The 17,293-nt window shown below is 75.4% G+C and carries 15 protein-coding genes and 2 pseudogenes; 7 read left to right on the top strand and 10 right to left on the bottom strand.

The genetic code is table 11. The features are described 5' to 3' along the window. Positions 1-16 precede the first annotated feature (16 nt). A complete protein-coding gene (locus ACWEJX_RS13195; RefSeq protein ID WP_451607542.1) occupies positions 17-3,205 on the bottom strand; it encodes a sacsin N-terminal ATP-binding-like domain-containing protein in 3,189 nt (1,062 codons plus the stop codon). 133 nt (positions 3,206-3,338) lie between these two features. Further along, a complete protein-coding gene (locus ACWEJX_RS13190; protein ID WP_451607541.1) occupies positions 3,339-4,277 on the bottom strand; it encodes a DUF3027 domain-containing protein in 939 nt (312 codons plus the stop codon). Positions 4,278-4,644: 367 nt separating this feature from the next. Here ACWEJX_RS13190 and ACWEJX_RS13185 point away from each other — a divergent pair, with 367 nt between their 5' ends. The 4 genes from ACWEJX_RS13185 (at position 4,645) to ACWEJX_RS13170 (ending at position 8,203) form a co-directional block, all read left to right on the top strand. Further along, positions 4,645-6,045: an MFS transporter gene (locus ACWEJX_RS13185; RefSeq protein ID WP_451607540.1), complete on the top strand. Its 1,401-nt coding sequence runs from the start codon at positions 4,645-4,647 to the stop codon at positions 6,043-6,045. Positions 6,046-6,165: 120 nt separating this feature from the next. Further along, a complete protein-coding gene (locus tag ACWEJX_RS13180; protein ID WP_451607539.1) occupies positions 6,166-6,645 on the top strand; it encodes a DUF2771 domain-containing protein in 480 nt (159 codons plus the stop codon). 23 nt (positions 6,646-6,668) lie between these two features. Continuing rightward, positions 6,669-7,367: a futalosine hydrolase gene (locus ACWEJX_RS13175; protein ID WP_451607538.1), complete on the top strand. Its 699-nt coding sequence runs from the start codon at positions 6,669-6,671 to the stop codon at positions 7,365-7,367. Then, on the top strand, positions 7,355-8,203 hold the full coding sequence (locus ACWEJX_RS13170; protein ID WP_451607537.1) for a 1,4-dihydroxy-6-naphthoate synthase: 849 nt from the start codon (positions 7,355-7,357) through the stop codon (positions 8,201-8,203). The genes ACWEJX_RS13175 and ACWEJX_RS13170 overlap by 13 nt, the downstream gene beginning before the upstream one ends. A gap of 15 nt (positions 8,204-8,218) precedes the next feature. On the opposite strand, the gene ACWEJX_RS13165 is transcribed toward ACWEJX_RS13170, so the two are convergent. After that, entirely contained in the window at positions 8,219-8,602 is a 384-nt protein-coding gene (locus tag ACWEJX_RS13165) for a cold-shock protein (RefSeq protein WP_389205031.1), read from the bottom strand. A gap of 176 nt (positions 8,603-8,778) precedes the next feature. On the opposite strand from ACWEJX_RS13165, the gene ACWEJX_RS13160 reads away from it, so the two are divergent. Next, positions 8,779-9,069 carry a hypothetical protein gene (locus ACWEJX_RS13160; protein WP_451607536.1) on the top strand — a complete coding sequence of 97 codons (291 nt, stop codon included), beginning with the start codon at positions 8,779-8,781 and terminating at the stop codon, positions 9,067-9,069. Here ACWEJX_RS13160 and ACWEJX_RS13155 read toward each other — a convergent pair. Together ACWEJX_RS13155 and ACWEJX_RS13150 are read right to left on the bottom strand one after the other, a co-directional pair. Beyond that, positions 9,057-9,689, bottom strand: a complete 633-nt coding sequence (locus ACWEJX_RS13155; protein ID WP_451607535.1) for an HAD family hydrolase — start codon at positions 9,687-9,689, stop codon at positions 9,057-9,059. The two genes, ACWEJX_RS13160 and ACWEJX_RS13155, sit on opposite strands and share 13 nt — an antisense overlap. A 132-nt stretch (positions 9,690-9,821) precedes the next feature. Next, positions 9,822-10,814, bottom strand: a complete 993-nt coding sequence (locus ACWEJX_RS13150; RefSeq protein WP_451607534.1) for a quinone oxidoreductase family protein — start codon at positions 10,812-10,814, stop codon at positions 9,822-9,824. A 116-nt stretch (positions 10,815-10,930) separates the two neighbouring features. Here ACWEJX_RS13150 and ACWEJX_RS13145 point away from each other — a divergent pair, with 116 nt between their 5' ends. Further along, positions 10,931-11,263 (top strand): ArsR/SmtB family transcription factor, encoded by a 333-nt coding sequence (locus ACWEJX_RS13145; protein WP_451607533.1) that lies wholly within the window; start codon positions 10,931-10,933, stop codon positions 11,261-11,263. 60 nt (positions 11,264-11,323) lie between these two features. Here ACWEJX_RS13145 and ACWEJX_RS13140 read toward each other — a convergent pair whose 3' ends face one another. Then, entirely contained in the window at positions 11,324-12,121 is a 798-nt protein-coding gene (locus tag ACWEJX_RS13140; protein ID WP_451607532.1) for a hypothetical protein, read from the bottom strand. 41 nt (positions 12,122-12,162) lie between these two features. Between ACWEJX_RS13140 and ACWEJX_RS13135 the strand changes: the two genes are divergently transcribed. Then, positions 12,163-14,718 carry a helicase-associated domain-containing protein gene (locus tag ACWEJX_RS13135; RefSeq protein ID WP_451607531.1) on the top strand — a complete coding sequence of 852 codons (2,556 nt, stop codon included), beginning with the start codon at positions 12,163-12,165 and terminating at the stop codon, positions 14,716-14,718. Here ACWEJX_RS13135 and ACWEJX_RS13130 read toward each other — a convergent pair. The 4 genes and pseudogenes from ACWEJX_RS13130 to ACWEJX_RS13115 all read right to left on the bottom strand — a co-directional run. Then, a pseudogene (locus ACWEJX_RS13130) lies at positions 14,715-14,888 on the bottom strand (endonuclease/exonuclease/phosphatase family protein); the annotation flags it as partial. The gene ACWEJX_RS13135 and the pseudogene ACWEJX_RS13130 sit on opposite strands and share 4 nt — an antisense overlap. A gap of 6 nt (positions 14,889-14,894) precedes the next feature. Beyond that, positions 14,895-15,473 (bottom strand): Uma2 family endonuclease, encoded by a 579-nt coding sequence (locus ACWEJX_RS13125; RefSeq protein WP_451607530.1) that lies wholly within the window; start codon positions 15,471-15,473, stop codon positions 14,895-14,897. Between the two features lie 72 nt (positions 15,474-15,545). Further along, positions 15,546-16,145: pseudogene (locus tag ACWEJX_RS13120) on the bottom strand (HAD family hydrolase); the annotation flags it as partial. A 65-nt stretch (positions 16,146-16,210) separates the two neighbouring features. Beyond that, the gene (locus ACWEJX_RS13115) at positions 16,211-17,293 is read right to left on the bottom strand and encodes an ABC transporter ATP-binding protein (RefSeq protein WP_451607529.1); all 1,083 of its coding nucleotides are present in this window, start codon (positions 17,291-17,293) and stop codon (positions 16,211-16,213) included.

The raw sequence follows: 17,293 nt of genomic DNA, 5'->3' as shown, positions 1-17,293 counted from the left end.
CGACGCGCGGGACCGGCTAGTCGAACCAGCGGTCCCGGGCCAGCTCCGCCGTCCGCGACGGGTCCTCCAGGAGCGCCGCCACCTCGAAGCGGCGCGGCCACTGGCCGGCCGCCCACGCCAGGCCCGCCGCCACGCCCTCCAGGGTGGCCGCGTGGATGACGCCGTCCGGGGTGCGGCGCCAGTCCAGCTCGACGCCGGCCGCGCGCAGCTCGTCGTGCTCGATGTACGTGGCCGGGGTGGCCGGCCCGAGCAGGGCGTGGACCGACAGCGGGACCTCGTGCTCCTCGCCGACCGTCGTCACCTCCGCCTCGACCGCCTCGCTCAGCCGCCGCACCTGGAACAGCTCCGCCAGGTCGGCGGCGCGGGCCGGGGCGACCGGGAGGAGCGGCAGGCCGCCGGTGAGCGGCAGCAGGTCGGGCGCGTCGGCGACGAGGGCGTCGGCGGCGTCGACGACGACCAGGGCGCCGTCCACGACGGCGCGCAGCTCGTCGGGGAGGGTGACCTGCTCGGGGTCGAGGTCGGCCAGCGCGGTGTAGAGGGCGTGGAGCTGGGCGCCGGACACCTCGCGGGCCGGGTCGGCGAGCCGGGCCAGGAGTTCGGCGGCGCCGCCCGGCTCGTCCAGCAGGGCCCGCACCGAGGTGCGGACGCCGAGCGCCCGCAGCACCTGCTCGTCCTCGAAGCCGGTCGCGTCGGCGGCGTCGTACAGGCCGATGAGCAGCGGGTCCGTGCCGGCCGCGCGCAGTCCGGCGGGACGCCGGCCGTCGAGGACGGGGTGGTCGCGCAGCCACCAGGCGGTGTACGACCGCACGGTCTCGGTCGTGCCGTCCGGCAGCAGCACCCGCACCGGCTGGGTCAGCGCGTCCCGCAGCGGCGGCTGCGCGAGCAGGGCCAGCGCCTGCGGCCAGGCGTCGTCGTCGACCAGGTCCAGGTCCCGTACGGCGACGATCTCGGTCGCCACCGGCGGCACCGGGGTCTCGGGCAGCCGGTCCAGGACGTCCTCGCACCAGACGTCGACGGCGTCGAGCAGCCCGGCGTCGTCCGGCTCGGCGAAGTCGCCCTCGCGCGGCTCCAGTTCGTCGGGGTCGAGGACCAGGTCGGCGGCGCGGACCAGCTGGAACCCGGCGAGCACGCCGACGGCGGCGAGCGGCTGCTCGCCCCAGCGCGCCGCCAGGTCGGCGTCGACGAGCGCCAGTTCGCCCTCGCGCATCACGGCGGCGAACGGCGAGCCGGGCAGCACGAGTTCGCCCGCCGGGGCCAGTTCGCCGTCCTCGTCGGGCAGCGCGAGCGCGCCGAGCCACGGCTCGTCGCCGGGCGCCAGGTCCGCGTCCCGCACGAGCGCGAGGACGGTCTCGGCGAGCTCCTCGGCGTCCAGGGCGTCGCCGTCCTCGTCCCAGATCTCCCCCGCGTCGAGGGAGCCGGCCACCGCGGCCCGCACCTGGGGCGTGGTCAGCACCGCGCGCGGGGTGGCCGGCACGGCGCCGAGCTTCTCCAGGATGGGGTGGGCGGCGTCCGGGTGGGCCACCTTCAGGCCGAGCCGGCCCAGGTCGGCGGGGGTGTGGTCCTGCGGCAGGAGGACCTGGCGCGGGCCGATGGTGGTGCGGACGCGGGGCCCCGCCGGCGCCTCCTCCTCGCCCTCGTACGGCTCCGCGTCGGACTCCGTGCCCAGCAGGGGGACGGGCAGCCCGGTCAGCCGGTCCGGGTCGACGCCCGCCAGCGAGTCGTACAGGCGCCACCACCACCCCGGCGTCCGGTGCACGCCCGCGAGCCGGTCGATCGCCTCCGTCAGCGGCAGCCGGCCCACGCCGAGCGTGCGCAGCTCCACCCGGCGCTCCAGGCCCGCCGGCAGCAGCGTCGGGAACACCTCCGCGAGCACCGCGACGGTCTCCGCGCCCGCGCCCTCGACGACCTCCGCCTCGATCGGCCGCAGCGCCGGCAGCTCCTCCGAGGCGGCCGCCGGGGCGAGGAACGCCACGCGCGGCAGCCGCTCCAGGATCGCCGCCCGCAGCGCCCCGTCGAGCGCGCCCTTGCCCAGCGGGCCCGGTACGAGGTCGAGCGTGCCGGTCGACACCGGCTGCCAGTCGGCGAGCAGCTCGGCGTACGCCTCCCCCGCCCTGTCGATGAGGAAGTCCGTCAGCGGCCCCGGCGCCGGGTGGCGGCGCGCGGTGTCCAGCGGGAAGGACGCGATGAGCAGGGCCGGGATGCCGAGGGGCTCGTCGGTGGGGGTCGGGGCGTGGACCACGGCGTCGGTACGCGGGTACTGCGGCGCGCCGTCGACGTCCACGGGCACGGCCCAGGTCACCGCCCAGTGCGGGCGCAGGCGCTCCTCGGTCGGGCGGTCCTTGAGCAGGTCGGCGGCGAGCGGGCCGGTGTGGCTGACGGTCCGCCAGCGGCGGGTGCCGGTCGCGGAGTCGGTGACGTGGACGTAGCCGTCGTGCTCCGCGCGGGTGAGGGTGCGGGCCGTGCCGCCGGCCGTCTCGACGACGACCTCCGTCAGGCCCGGGAGGGTCAGCAGCAGGGCGTCGTCGACGGAGTCGAGCAGCCGCTCGGCCAGGTCGACGGCGGCGGCGTCGCGCAGCGGCAGGACCACGACCGTGTCGTAGCCGTCGGGCGCGGTGCCCTCGGCGGGCAGCGGGAGGCGCAGGAGCGGTACGTGGCCGTCGCGGCGGCGCAGCTCGTCCCCCAGGCCCGGGCTGTGCCGGGCCACGTCCGCGGCGAGCTCGCGGGCCTCCGCGAGGGACCAGCGGACGCCGCCGTGACGGCCGAGGACGGCCGGCTCGTCGGAGACGGCGAGCACGGCGGCGAAACCGACGCCGAAGCGGCCGACGGCGCCGGTGTCGCGCTCCGTGCGCTTGGCGGAGGCGCGGAGGGTGGACAGCGACTCGACGCCGGCGGCGTCGAGCGGGGCGCCGGTGTTCGCGGCGGCGAGCACCGCCGGGCCGTCGGCGTCCGCCGGGTGCAGCGTCAGGCGCAGCCGGCCGGTGACGCCGGCGCGGCGGGCGGCGTCGGCGGCGTTCTGCGCGAGCTCCACGACGAGCCGGTCCCGGTAGCCGCCGAGGACCAGGTCCTCCTCGGCGTTCGCGTCCTCCCGGAACCTGGCCGGCCCCGCCGCCCACGCGTCGAGCACGCCCCTCCGGAGCCGTGCGGTACCGAAGGGGTCGGTTCCGTCGGTCGACGTCCTGACGCTGACGCTCACGTCTGACTCCACTCTGAGGTGCGGTACGGGTATCGGGCCGGTGCCCGAAGGTACCGCGCCCGCCCCCACCCCGACGGCGGGGGCACGTCACCCCCGAGGGGGCGCGCGGGGGCGCGAACGCGCCGACGCCCGTACCGGTCGCCTCCTACGAGTGGCCCAGGTCCTCCGACGCGCCGTCCGGTTCCGTCACGGAGCCCGAGTCCGGCGCCGGGCGGAGCGGGAACTCGTCCGCCGAGACCGAGTCGAGGACGGGCGCCGCCGGGCGCGGGGGCTTCGGCATGACGGCCGCTTCGGAGTGCCCGCCGCAGCCGTACGACAGCGACACCACGCGGCCGTCGGCCGGCGAGAACTGGTTGGCGCAGACGCCGAAGCCCTGCTTCAGGGAACCGGCGAGCGGCACCAGGAAGGCGCAGGACACGCAGGTCGCGGGCGCGGCCTGGGCCATCGGCGTGTTGGCGCCGAACGCCTCGTCCCAGCGGTCGGCGGCCTGGTGGAGCCCGTAGCGGGAGAGGACCCGCGCGCGCCGCATGCCGAGTTCCTCGGCGACGGCCGCGATCGCGCCGCGCGAGGTGCCGCGCTGGGTGATCTCCGCGTCCTCGGCGTCGAGGTGGTCGGCCATCTCCTCCGAGACCACGGAGTTCGGCGGCGGCGCGTCCTCGCCCGAGTAGCCCGGCTCCAGGCGCAGGTCGTCCTGCTCGGTGGGCAGCAGGTCGCCGGGGCCCAGGTCGCCGGGGCGCAGCCGCTCGCTCCACGGCACCCACTCGGGGGCGAGGAGGGCGTCGGGGCCCGGCAGCAGGACGGTTTCGTCGAGCGTGACGTTCTTCGCGCGGGAGGCGCGGGTGAGGGTCACGGCCCAGCGCCAGCCGCGGTACCCGGGCTCCTTGCACTCGAAGAAGTGGGTGACCACGCGGTCGCCCTCGGCGACGAGCTCCACGTGCTCGCCGACGACGCCGGGCGCGGCCGCCTCCTCGGCGGCCTCCCTCGCGAGGTCTACCGCCTCGGCGCAGAGACGGTCTGGGGTACGCGTGGCTCGCGGGGTACGCGTGGCTCGCGGGGTACGGCTTCGCGTCGTCGCAGCACTCACAGGTCTCGCTCTTCTCCTACGCCGTCTCACGGGTGCGCCGGCCGAGGAGCGGGAGGTTCCGGGCCGTGAGCGGAGCGGACCAGAGGGCCGCATCGACGTCCACGCCCGACGATGTCTCGCATGTCTCGGGCACACCTATCGTCATCCATTCTGCGGGATGCCGAAGAGGCGCGCGGCCGAGAACATCCGCCGGTGGCGCGCTACGCACGCTACCCCGTTCGCCGCGCTCAGCCCACCTGCGCGCACCAAGTGGCCCGTATCGCGGACGCCGAAAAGGGACGCGGAACGGGTTTCGTCACTCCTCCGAGCGGGTCCGCCGGGCCCCGTCAGCCGTTCCCGCGGCCCGCGTGTGGGGCACTATGACGGAGTGGCAGCCGCACGGTCTCCCGTACGATCCCACGATCATCGTCATCGTGGGGACCGGGCCGGGCCGCTCCGCCGAGCGGGCCGGAAGGTCGGCCGCGCCCTGCACCTTCCCCTCACCGGGACCGCGAAGGGCATCCGCAAGGCCACCCACGCGCACGGCGCAGGAGAGTCCGGGCTCGGCAGGCTGATCGAGCTGCACGCCGTGAACGGCGCCGGCGACGTCATGATCACCGTCGCCCTCGCCTCCACCATCTTCTTCTCCGTCCCGACCGACGAGGCGCGCGGCCGGGTCGCGCTCTACCTGGCCGTCACGATGGCCCCGTTCACCCTTCTGGCGCCCGTCATCGGCCCGCTCCTCGACCGCCTCCCGCACGGCCGCCGCGCGGCCATGGCGGGCGCGATGCTCACGCGCGCCGTGCTCGCCATCCTCATGTCCGGCGCGGTCGCCACCGGCGGCCTCCAGCTCTATCCGGCGGCGCTCGGCGTGCTGGTCGCCTCCAAGGCGTACGGGGTGGTGCGCAGCGCCGTCGTGCCGCGCCTGCTCCCGCCGAACTTCTCGCTCGTCAAGGCGAACTCGCGCGTCACCCTCGCGGGGCTGCTCGCCACGGGCATCGCCGCGCCCGTCGGCGCCGGTCTGCAGCGGATCGACTCGGCCGGGTCGCTGTACGGGGCGTGCGCGCTCTTCCTCCTCGGTACGTACTGGGCGCTGCGGCTGCCGCACAAGGTGGACTCCGCGAAGGGCGAGCGGCGGGCCCATCTGCTCACCCACGGCGAGAAGAAACCGAGCCTGCGGACGGTCGGCCCGGCCGTCCTGCACGGCCTGGAGGCGAACGCGTCGCAGCGCATGCTGTCCGGTTTCCTGATCTTCTTCCTGGCCTTCCTGCTGCGCGTGCACCCGCTGCCCGGCCAGAGCGCGGCCGTCTCGCTCGGCATGGTGGCGGTGGCGGCGGGCGTCGGCAACGCGTGCGGCACGGCGGTCGGCTCGCTCCTGAAGGACCGGGGCCACGGCCCCGAGGTGATCATCGCCACGATGCTGTCCCTCGTCCTCGCGGCCGCGGTGTGCACGGCGGTCTTCTTCGGCGGCCTGATGGTGGCCGTCCTCACCGCCGTCGCGGGCCTGACCCAGGCCCTGTCCAAGCTGTCCCTCGACGCCCTGATCCAGCGCGACGTCCCGGAGCTGGTGCGCACCTCCGCCTTCGCCCGGTCCGAGACGGCCCTGCAGATGGCGTGGGTCGTGGGCGGCGCGATCGGCATCGTCCTGCCCCTGAACGGCACGGTCGGCATGTCGGTGGCGGCGGGCATCCTCGGCGTGGGCTGGCTGCTCTCGGTACGCGGCCTGATCGGCGCCGCGAGAAGACGCGGCCAGCGCAAGGGCCCGTCCACGAAGGCGCGAGCGGCGTAGCCGGGCGGGGCGGGCCGGCGCGGGTCCGCGCCCCGGCCGGAACCGGGCGAATGGCCGCAACGCGGCGGCACGCCGTACCCCCGCGTGGCATGAGCGCGGCGGACCGATAGCCTTCGGGCCATGACCGTTGCGTTCCTCACCTCCAAGCGCCGCCGGGCCGCCGTGGCCCTCGGGGCTGTCTCCGCGGGGCTCCTCGTCCTCTCCGCCTGCGAAAAGCCGACCCCGCTCGCGACCGTGACGGTCGGGTCCTCGTCGGTGAACTCCCAGGCCGCCTGCTACAACGACGGCAAGGCCATCGAGGAGAAGCAGATCCCCGCCTGCCTCAACAAGAAGGCCGAGAAGTCGATCTCCGTCGACCCGTCGGACAAGATCCGCTTCGGCGTCGACCCGGACATCGCCGACAAGGGCTGGACGATCTTCCTGAACGGCCAGAACGCCGAGCCGGAGCCGTTCAAGAAGACCTACCGGACCATCCCGGCCAGCGCGTTCTTCTCCAGCCAGATGGGCGCCGCGCCGGACCAGACCCAGGTCACCATCGTCGAGAGCGGCGGCAAGTCCGTGACCGGCATCTGGCACTTCAACCTCAAGAAGAAGTCCTGACCCCGTCCCCTCGCATCCTGGTCGTGACGGCCGTGGCGGCGGAGGCCGACTCCGTCGCCGCGGGTCTCGGCCGCGCTGAGGCCGGGCAGACCGAGGTCCCCCTGCCCGGCGGCTTCGTGCTGCGCCGGCACGGGGACGTGGACGTCCTCGCCGCCGGGGTGGGACCGGCCGCGGCCGCCGTCGCCGCCGCCACGGCCCTGACGGCCTCCGACTCCGCGTACGGCCTGGTCGTCTCCGCCGGAATCGCCGGCGGGTTCCAGCCCCTCGCGCCGCTCGGGAGCGTCGTGGTCTCCGACGCCGTCGTCGCGGCGGACCTCGGGGCCCAGACGCCCGACGGCTACCTGGCCGTCGAGGAGCTCGGCTTCGGGCGGTCCGTGCACCGCGTGGCCAAGCCCCTCACCGACCGCATCGCCGCCGCGCTGCCGGACGCCGTCGTCGGACCCGTCCTCACCGTCTCCACCGTCACCGGCACCGCCGAACGCGCCGCCGAGCTGGCGGAGCGTCATCCGGGCGCCGTCGCCGAGGCGATGGAGGGCTTCGGGGTGGCGGAGGCCGCCGCCGCGCACGGCGTGCCCGTCGTCGAGATCCGGGCCGTGTCCAACGCCGTCGGCCCGCGCGACCGCGCCGCCTGGCGGATCGGCGAGGCCCTGGCCGCCCTGCAGAGCGCCTTCCAGCAGCTCAGCCGCACCGCATTCGTGGAGCTCCCGTCATGCCCAAGCTGAAGATCGCCTACTCGCCCTGCCCGAACGACACCTTCGTCTTCGACGCCTGGGCCCACGGCCGCGTCCCCGGCGCCCCGCGCCTCGACGTGACCTTCGCCGACATCGACCTGACCAACGGCTGGGCGGCCGACGGCGGCGCCCCGTACGACGTCCTGAAGGTCTCGTACGCCGTGCTGCCGTGGATCCTCGACGAGTACGCCCTGCTGCCCTGCGGCGGCGCCCTGGGGCGCGGCTGCGGGCCGCTCGTGCTGACCCGCGAGGCCGGGCTCGACCTGACGGGCAGGACGGTCGCCGTGCCGAGCGAGCGTTCGACGGCGTACCTGCTGTTCCGGCTGTGGGCGGCGGACACCGTTCCGGGAGGTGTCGGCGAGATCGTCGTCCTGCCGTTCCACGAGATCATGCCGGCCGTGCGGGACGGCAAGGTGGACGCCGGGCTCGTCATCCACGAGGCCCGCTTCACGTACATGAACTACGGCCTGCACGCGCTCGCCGACATGGGCGAGCACTGGGAGCACACCACCGGGCTGCCGATCCCGCTCGGCGCGATCGTCGCGAAGCGCTCGCTCGGCGAGGACATGCTGCGTCTGCTCGCCGAGTCGGCGCGGGCATCGGTCCGGATGGGCTGGGACGACCCGTCCGTCTCGCGCCCGTACGTACTCGAACACGCGCAGGAGATGGACCCGAAGGTCGTCGACCAGCACATCGGTCTCTACGTCAACGAGTTCACCGCCGACCTCGGCGAGACCGGTTACGCGGCCGTGCGCGGGCTCCTCACGCGCGCGGCGGCCGAGGGGCTGGTACCGCCCCTCGGCCCGGACGCGCTGCGGTTCCCCTGACGGGATCCGTACGGCTCATACGTCGAGCTGGTCGGCGACCGCGCGCAGCAGGCCCGCGATCTTCTTGCCGTGGACCTTCTCGGGGTAGCGGCCGCGCTCCAGCATCGGCGTGATGTTCTCCAGGAGCGTGGTCAGGTCCTGGACGATGGACGCCAGTTCGTCGGGCTTGCGGCGCTGCGCCGCGGCGACGGACGGGGTCGGGTCGAGGACGACCACGGAGAGCGCCTGGTCGCCGCGCTGACCGGCGACGACGCCGAACTCCACGCGCTGCCCCGGCTTGAGGGCGTCGACTCCGGCGGGGAGCACCGACGAGTGCACGAAGACGTCGCCGCCGTCGTCACGGGAGAGAAAGCCGAAGCCCTTCTCGCTGTTGAACCATTTGACCTTGCCGGTAGGCACGTCCGTCCTCGTCCTCGTACTCGATGGGTGCGCCGGGGCTGCACCGAAGACAACCCGTGGCTCTGAAAGAGATACAGCGGGTCACCTGCCCGCGGTGCACCAAGGCTAATGGGCCCCGGCCCGGTGACAAGCCGTCTCCTGTCCGTTCCTCCCGGCCAGGGAACTACCCTGGCCGAATGCGTAGCGAAACCACTTCGGCTCCGACTTCGGCCTCGACGGACGAACCCGCTCCGGGTGACGGTCTGGTCCGGGCCGGTGCGGTCCTCTTCATCATCGGCGCGGTCGCGACCCTGGTCACGGTGGCTCCGCTGTTCCTCGGGAGCACGCCGTTCCCGACGGTCGCGTACCTGGTCTCGATGCTGATGGGCGTCGGATTCCTCGTCGCCGCGGCCGGTGTACTGCGGTCGATCGCCGCGCAGCGCCGCCGGGCAAGGGTCGTCCGGGCGGCGGCCGGTCAGCCGCGGTAGCCGGCCAGGTACCCCTGCCACCAGGCCCGGAAGTCCGTCAGGTCGGTGAGGACGACGTCCGCGCCGGCCGCGCGCAGCTCCTCGGGGGCGCACGGGCCGGTGGCGACGGCGACCGAGAACGCGCCGGCGGTACGGGCCCCGCGCACGTCGCCGACGTGGTCCCCCACGTACACCTTCGCGCCGTGGGCGCGCAGCGCCTCCGCCTTGCCCTCGGCCCACAGGTCGCCGGCGAGGGCGTCCGGCTCCATGCCGAGGTGGGTGAGGTGGCGCTTGGCGTGCGGCGCGTTCTTCGCGGTCACGACGATCGTCCGGCCGCCCGCCTCGGAGACGGCCTGAATCGCATCCCGCGCGCCGGGCATCGGGACGGTCGGCTCGATGGCGTACCGCCCGTAGAACTCGCGGTAGCGCACCACCATCTCCGGAACCCGCTCCTGCGGGAACCAGTGCGCGAGCTCCTGCGCCAGCGGCGGCCCGAGCCGGGTGACGACCAGGTCGGCGTCGATCGGTACGCCGACGTCGGCGGAGAAGGCCTCGAAGGCGGCCTTGATGCCGGGGCGGGTGTCGAGGAGTGTCAGGTCGAGGTCGAAGCCGACCGTGGGGGCGCCGCTACGAGAATCCATGCGGCCATTCTGCCCAGGTGTTCGAATCGCGCCTTCGCCGCCCGGAGGAGGGCCGGGCGGCACGGCAGGCGGCGGGCGACAGCAGACAGGCGGCAGGCGGCAGGCGGCAGGCGGCAGGCGGCAGGCGACGGGTCACGCGACCTTGAGCAGGAGCTTTCCGGTGCTCGTACGGGAGCCCATCAGGCGGTGTGCCTCGGCCGCGTCCGCGAGCGCGAACTCGGCCGTGACCGGGAGGGTGACCGCGCCGTCGGCGACCTTGGCGAAGGCCCGGTCGGCGAGGTCGCGCAGGGCGTCGGGGCCGGTCTTCGCGAGCGTGAGGATGGAGAAGCCCGAGACGCTGAGCCCGGTGGGGTAGAGCTCGGGCTGGCCGACCCGCCACGGCTCGGCGGAGCCGGCGTTGCCGAAGGAGACGAGCCGGCCGAAGACGGCGAGGGAGGCGAGCGTGGCCTTGAAGGTCTCGCCGCCGACCGGGTCGAGGGCGAGGTCGACGCCGCGCTCGCCGGTGGCCGCGCGTACCGCCTTCTCCAGCGCGCGCGGATCGCGCTCGAAGTCGCTGACGAACAGCTCGTCGTAGCCGAAGCCGCGGGCGACCTCCGCCTTGGCGGCCGACGACACCGTGCCGTACACCGCGCCCGCGCCGGCCGCCTTCGCGAGCTGGCCGACGGCGGTGCCGATGCCGCCTGCGGCGCCGTGCACGAGGACGGTCTCGCCCGGCTGGAGCCGGCCGACCGCGTGGACCAGGGCCTCCGCGGTGGGCAGCACGGTGGGGAGGGTGGCGGCGGTCCGCAGGTCGACGCCGGCCGGAACCGGGAAGACGGTCGCCGCGTCGGCCACCGCCACCTCGGCGTAGCCGCCGCTCTCGGTCAGGGCGGCCACCTCCTGGCCGACGGCGAGGCCGGTGACGCCCGCGCCGAGCGCCCGGACCCGGCCCGAGACCTCCAGGCCGGGGCGGAAGGGCAGGGCCTCGACGCGGTAGCCCTCGGAGCGCGCCTTGAGGTCGGCGAAGTTCACGCCCGCGTACGCCACGTCGATGCTCACCTGTCCGGGACCGGGCGCGGGGACGTCGGCGTCCACCGTCTTCAAGACCTCGGGACCGCCGTACTCACCAAACTCGATCGCGCGCATGCCGCACCTCCGGCTCGACTGTTCTCGACTGTTCAATGAAAAGCGAACAGTGGCGACTGTATGATCCGGATCGAACACTCCGCAAGGGCGGAGCCCACGATCCGGGAGGACGACACGTGACCACGCCCCGTCACCGGGCCGCGCCTGAGCACACCCACCCCGACGACGTCCCCGTCCTCACCGCCCTCGCCGCCCTCGCCGACCCCGTGCGCCTCGCCCTCGTGCGCGAGCTCGCCGGGTCGGAGGAGTGGAGCCGTGCCTGCGGCGGCTTCGACGTGCCCGTCGGCAAGGCGGCCCTCAGCCACCACTTCGCCGTCCTGCGCGCGGCCGGCCTCGTGGAGCAGCGCGACCAGGGCCCCAAGCGGGTCAACCGGCTGCGCCGCGCCGAGTTCGACGCCCGTTTCCCGGGCCTGCTCGACCTCGTCCTGCGCGACGAACAGCAGGGCTGACGGCCGGCAGGGATCACGGCGAGCAGGGCCGACGGCCGGCAGGGCCGACGAACAGCAGGGCTAGGGAGTCCGGCGCCGCGCTCGCCAGAGCAGGAACAGCGCCGAGGCGACGGCCGCGGCCCGCAGGGTCCAGGGCCAGGTGTCGCCGATCGCCGCGCCCATCCCCGTACTGCCCACCGGGACCGGCGGGCCCCAGCGGCCCTCCACCCGGCCCCACAGCCAGCCGACCCCGCACGCCACCGCGAGGCCGGGGGCGACGAAGACCGCGCCCCGGCGCTCGCGGGAGAAGTACGCGATGAGCCAGCCGACCGCGAGCGGGACGAGCGAGCCGAGGGCGGCGCCCGCGAGCAGCAGCGCCGCGGCGATCAGGAGCAGCGGGCTGCCGAAGCGCGGGAGCGCGCGGAGCCGGGCGGGACGACGCGGCTCCGCTTCCGGGGCCTCGGCCTCCTCGCCCTCCGGCTCCGCTTCCGACTCCTCATCGGCGGGCGGCGGCTTCAGTATCTCGGGGATCTCCACGCCGCCGACGAAACCCGGGACCTGCCCGGTGGCCGTGGCGGCGTCGCCGAAGGCGGGGACCACGGCGTCAACCCCCCACCAGTCCCCCGGACGCGGTTCCGGCACGGCCAGCGGCGTCGCCCGGCTCGCCGCCCCGTCCGACGCCGCCGGGCTCGCCGCCCCGCCCGGCGTCACGCGCCCCGCCGCCCCGTCCGACTCCTCCCCGCCCGTCACCCGCCCCGTCGCCTCGTCCGGCGTACCCGGCTCGCCCGGGATGCCCGGTGGCATCGCCGGACCCGCCTCGCCCCTGACGTCCGGGCGGCGCCCGCTCTCCCGGTCGTTCTCGATCCCCTCGGTCCCCACGGCACGACGTTAGCGCCTGGACAGGGGCTAACGTGGTCCGGATGGGGATCGGTGAGCTCGACCGGGAGGCGCACGTGCCCGAAGGATCAGGCGGCGGGACGGGTGGCGGGACCGGCGTCGGCGCGGCCGCGCCACGCACCCTCGCGGAGGCGCTGCGCTCCGGCGGCGACGAGACACTCACCGCACTGCTGCGGGCCCGCCCGGACCTGCTCTCGCCGGTCCCGAACGACCTGACGCAGCTGGCCACCCGGGCCGGCACGCGCGCCTCGGTCGTCCGGGCGCTCGAACGGCTCGACCGCTTCGCGCTGCAGACCGCCGAGGCCCTCGCCGTGGCGCCGGACCCCGCCCCGTACCCCGTGCTCCTCGGACTGATGGCCGGCGACGGCGGCGACGCGGAGATCGAGGCGGCGCTGCCGCGCGCCGTCGCGCTGCTGCGCGAGCAGGCGCTCGTGTGGGGCGACGACGAGCGGCTGCGGCTGGTGCGGACCGCGCGCGAGCTGCTCGCGCCGTCGGCGCAGCACCCCTCGCCGACCGGGCTCGGGCCGACGGTCGCGGAGGCGACGGCCGGGATGTCGCCGGGCCGGCTCCAGGAGATCATCGCGGCGGCCGGACTGCCGACGACGCACGACCCGGTGTCGGCGGTGGCGGCGCTCACGGAGCTCTTCACGGACCGTACGAGGATGGCGGCGCTGCTCGACACGGCGCCGCCGGACGCGCTGGCGGTCCTCGACCGGCTGGTGTGGGGCCCGCCGTACGGCGAGGTCACGCCCGACCCGGCGGCGCCGGTGCGCTGGCTGCGCGACCGGGGCCTGCTGCTGCCCGTCTCGGCCCGCACCGTCGTCCTGCCGCGCGAGGCGGCGCTGCACCTGCGCGGCGGGCGCGCGCACGAGGCGCCGGAGCCGGTGGCGCCGGAGGTCGCGGTGAGCCGCGAGTACCGTCCACAGGTGGTGGACAACGCGGCCGCCGGGCAGGCGTACGCGGCGCTGGCGACGGTCGAGGAGCTGCTGAAGTCCTGGAACCAGGGCGGCCCGCCGGTGCTGCGCGCCGGCGGCCTCGCCGTACGCGACCTCAAGCGCACCGCCGCCACGCTCGACGTGCCGGAGCAGACCGCCGCCTTCTGGCTGGAGCTGGCGTACGGGGCCGGGCTGCTCGCCTCCGACGGCGAGGCGGACGAGAAGTACGCCCCCACCCCGGCGTACGACGACTGGCTCGACCTCCCGCCCGCCGAGCGCTGGTCCCGGCTCGCCGCCACCTGGCTCGCCGCCACCCGCACCCCCGGCCTCGTCGGCGCCCAGGACGCCAAGGGCCGCACCCTGGCCGCCTTCGGCCCCGGCCTGGACCGCGGCGCGGCGCCGGAGGTGCGCCACCGGGTGCTGGCCCTGCTCGCGACGCTGCCGCCGGGAGCGGCGGCGGACCGGGAGTCGGTGCTCGCGCGGCTGCGCTGGGACCGCCCGCTGCGCGGCGCGGCGGGTACGGGTACGGGCGCGGGCGACCTGCGCGAGCGCCTCGCCGCCTGGACCCTGGAGGAGGCCGAGCAGCTCGGCGTCACCGGGCGCGGCGCGCTCGCCACGCCCGCCCGCGCGCTGCTCAACCTGCCGCTCGCGGAGGCCGCGCCCACGACCGGCCGTCCCGGCGACTGCGAGCCGACCGTCGCCGCCTCGCGCGCCGCGACGCTCCTCGCGCCGCTGCTCCCCGAGGCCGTGGACCACGTGCTGCTCCAGGCGGACCTGACGGCCGTCGCGCCCGGACCGCTGCGGCGGCCGCTCGCCGAGACGCTGTCCGTGCTCGCCGACGTGGAGTCGAAGGGCGGCGCGACCGTGTACCGCTTCACGCCCGGCTCCGTGCGCCGGGCGCTCGACGCCGGGCGCAGCGCGTCCGACCTGCACGACTTCCTGACGGCGCACTCGCGCACGCCCGTCCCGCAGCCGCTCGCCTATCTCATCGACGACGTGGCCCGCAGGCACGGCCATCTGCGGGTCGGTGCGGCGTCCTCGTACGTGCGCTGCGACGACGACGCGATGCTCGGCGAGATCCTCGCGGACAAGCGGTCTGCCGGGCTCGGCCTGCGCCGCCTCGCGCCGACGGTGCTCGCGGCGCAGTCGGATCCGGCGGCGCTCCTGGAGGGGCTGCGGGCGATGGGGTACGCGCCGGCGGCCGAGTCGGCGCAGGGCGACGTGCTGATCACCCGCGCCGACGCCTACCGGACGCCGGACCGGATCCCGCCCGCGCCGGTGCCGGACGGGCCGCCGGTGCCGGACGCGACGATGCTGACGGCCGCGGTGAAGGCGATCCGGGCGGGCGACCGGGCGGCGACGGTGGTGCGCAAGGAGCCGGCCGCCACCCCCGTCGCGGCCGGTTCCCTGCCCCGCACCTCCGCCGCCGAGACCCTCGCCACCGTGCAGGCCGCGGCGCTCACCGGCTCGGCGGTGTGGATCGGCTACGTCAACGCCGACGGCGCGGCGAGCCAGCGGGTCATCGCGCCCGTGCGGGTCGAGGGCGGCTTCGTGACCGGCTACGACCACACGGCCGACGAGGTCCGCACGTATCCGCTGCACCGGATCACGGGCGTGGCGGAGCTCGCCGACGAGGAGATCTAGAGCGCGAAGGTGGTGATCACCGCCGCGTGGTCGGAAGGCCACTCGTTGGCGGCGACGTCCGGCCAGGGGCGGGGCGTGCCGGTGACCAGGGTGCGCGAGTCGAGGACGCGCAGGCCGCGCCCGTTGTGCAGGACGTAGTCGATGCGGTCCTGCGGCTCGGGGCGGCCGGCGTACGGTCAGGCGCGGGGGTTCACGAGCCGCCCCGGGTCGACCTTCAGCGGGAACGGCGCGTCGATCGACGTCTCTTGGCCCGCCTCTGCCACGGTCCGCTCCACGTATCGCCCGTCGACCAGTTCCGAGACGACCAGCGCCGGCACCGGCTCCAGCTCAAGGCGCCACAGGTGCTCGATGTTCGCCTCCGCGTAGTACGGCGGCTTGAGCAGCCGGTCGGTGCGGCGGCCCGACGACGAGGGCGAGACGATCTCGACGACGAGCAGGACCGCCTCGGCGTCGACCGTGACCGGGTCCTCGGCCGCGGCGGCGGCCTCGACCACGACGATGTCGGGAATGAAGAGCCCGTCGGGCAGGACGACGTTCACCGCTTCGAGTACTTCGGCCGGCACACCAGCGGCCTGGACCGCAGCATCCAGCAGGGACCACAGGCGCGACGACGCACGCTGGTGCTTGAATCCCGGAGCCGGAGACATCAAGAGAGCTTCCCCCATCAATTCACGCCGTTCACCGCGGTCCTCCCCCAGAGCCATGACCTGCTCTATCGTCCAGGGCCCGTAGTGCGGATCGTGCGCGACGCTCATCTCGCCACCTCCCTCTCAGCGGTCTGCCGTCTTCAGTCTGGCAGACCCCTCCGACAGCGGGGCTGTGATGAACCGCAGCCACTCCGGCGTGACGCCCGCCAGGCTGTCCCGCACCGTCCGCCCCGGCCCCGCCTCGATCGCCACGAGCGACGGCACAGCGAGCACCGCGCAGCCCGCGGCCTCCGCCGAGGCGACACCGGTCGGGGTGTCCTCGACGGCCACACAGCGCGCGGGCTCGACGCCGAGGGCGCGGCAGGCGGCGAGGTACGGCTCGGGCTCGGGCTTGGTCGTCTCGGTGTCGTCCGCGGTGACCGAGACCGCGAACCCGGGCGCCCCGAGGGCGGTGAGCGCGGCGATGACGGTGTCGGCGACGGCCCGGGGCGAGGCCGTGACGAGGGCGGTGGGGACGCCCGCGTCGGCGAGCGCGGCCAGCAGGTCGAGTGCGCCGGGCCGGGGCACGACGCCGGCGTGGACCCGGTCGGCGAACTCCCGGTGCAGCTCGGCCGCCAGCGCGTGCGCGTCGCGGCCGTTCTCGGCGGCGAGCCAGTCGGCCGTGTGCTCGACGGGCCGGCCGAGGACATCGGGCCGGTCGGCGTCGGTCAGCGGCCGGCCCGCGACCAGTTCCACTGCCTCCCACCACAGGCCCTCGGTGTCGACGAGCGTTCCGTCCATGTCGAACAGGACGGCGTGGAGGGAGAGTTCGGGGTTCACGTGCGTCAGCGTCACTTTCTCTTCTTCTACTTGCGTGCGGCGACGAGGACCGGGCGCTCGCGGAGGGTCACCGTCACAGCATCCCCCGCCGCGTACGCCGCCGCCTCGTGCGTGGGCAGGTCGGCCTTGATCTCGGTGGCGTCGGCGAGCCGCACGGTGAGCCGGGTGGTCGCGCCGAGGAAGGCCGTCGCGACGACCCGGGCCGAGCAGGCACCGTCCGTCGTGACCCGCACGTCCTCCGGCCGCGCGAGGACGTCGACGTCCCGCGTCCCCGCCGGAGCCTCGCCGTCGACGGGCAGCCGCTGCCCGAGCACCTCGACGGTGCTGCCGTCGAGGTGTCCGGGGACGCGGCTCATGGTGCCGACGAACTCGGCGACGAAGGCGGTCGCGGGCCGCCCGTACAGCTCGGCGGGAGGGGCGCACTGCTCCAGGCGGCCGGCCCGCATGACGGCGACCCGGTCGGCCATGGACAGCGCCTCCTCCTGATCGTGCGTCACGAAGAGCGTGGTGATGCCGAGTTCCTGCTGGATGCGGCGGATCTCGTCGCGGAGCGTGAGCCGCACCTTGGCGTCGAGCGCGGAGAGCGGCTCGTCGAGGAGCAGCACGCGCGGCCGCAGCGCGAGGGCGCGGGCGAGCGCGATGCGCTGCTGCTGGCCGCCGGACAGCTGGTGGGGGAAGCGGTCGCCCTTGTCGCCGAGACCGACGAGTTCCAGCAGCTCGGCCGCCGTGGCGCGCCGTTCGGTCTTGCCGATCTTGCGCATCCGCAGCCCGAAGGCGATGTTGTCGAGGACGCTGAGGTGCGGGAAGAGACTGTACGACTGGAAGACCATGCCGGCGTCGCGACGGTGCGCGGGCACCTCGGTGATGTCCTTGCCGTCGACGAGCACGGCGCCGGAGTCGGGGTGCTCGAAGCCGGCCAGCATGCGCAGGGCGGTGGTCTTGCCGCAGCCGGACGGGCCGAGCAGCGCGAGGAGTTCGCCGGGTGCGACGGTCAGGTCGAGCCCGTCGAGGGCGGTGGTGGCGCCGAACCGGCGGCGCAGCCCGCGGAACTCGACGGTGGCGGCCCCGGTGACGGCGCCCGAGGTGGCCTCGGCGGTGAGGACGGTCAT

Source organism: Streptomyces sp. NPDC004788 (assembly GCF_053601115.1).
The sequence above is the reverse complement of the archived record's forward strand: the minus strand, read 5'-3'. Positions and strand labels throughout refer to the sequence as shown.

Bases quoted from the DNA above. Each gene is read 5' to 3' on its own strand.
- ACWEJX_RS13160 (WP_451607536.1), top strand. From the start codon at position 8,779: ATGCGTAGCGAAACCACTTCGGCTCCGACTTCGGCCTCGACGGACGAA.
- ACWEJX_RS13135 (WP_451607531.1), top strand. From the start codon at position 12,163: ATGGGGATCGGTGAGCTCGACCGGGAGGCGCACGTGCCCGAAGGATCA.
- ACWEJX_RS13125 (WP_451607530.1), bottom strand. From the start codon at position 15,473: ATGAGCGTCGCGCACGATCCGCACTACGGGCCCTGGACGATAGAGCAG.
- ACWEJX_RS13155 (WP_451607535.1), bottom strand. From the start codon at position 9,689: ATGGATTCTCGTAGCGGCGCCCCCACGGTCGGCTTCGACCTCGACCTG.
- ACWEJX_RS13180 (WP_451607539.1), top strand. From the start codon at position 6,166: ATGACCGTTGCGTTCCTCACCTCCAAGCGCCGCCGGGCCGCCGTGGCC.
- ACWEJX_RS13170 (WP_451607537.1), top strand. From the start codon at position 7,355: ATGCCCAAGCTGAAGATCGCCTACTCGCCCTGCCCGAACGACACCTTC.
- ACWEJX_RS13115 (WP_451607529.1), bottom strand. From the start codon at position 17,293: ATGACCGTCCTCACCGCCGAGGCCACCTCGGGCGCCGTCACCGGGGCC.
- ACWEJX_RS13150 (WP_451607534.1), bottom strand. From the start codon at position 10,814: ATGCGCGCGATCGAGTTTGGTGAGTACGGCGGTCCCGAGGTCTTGAAG.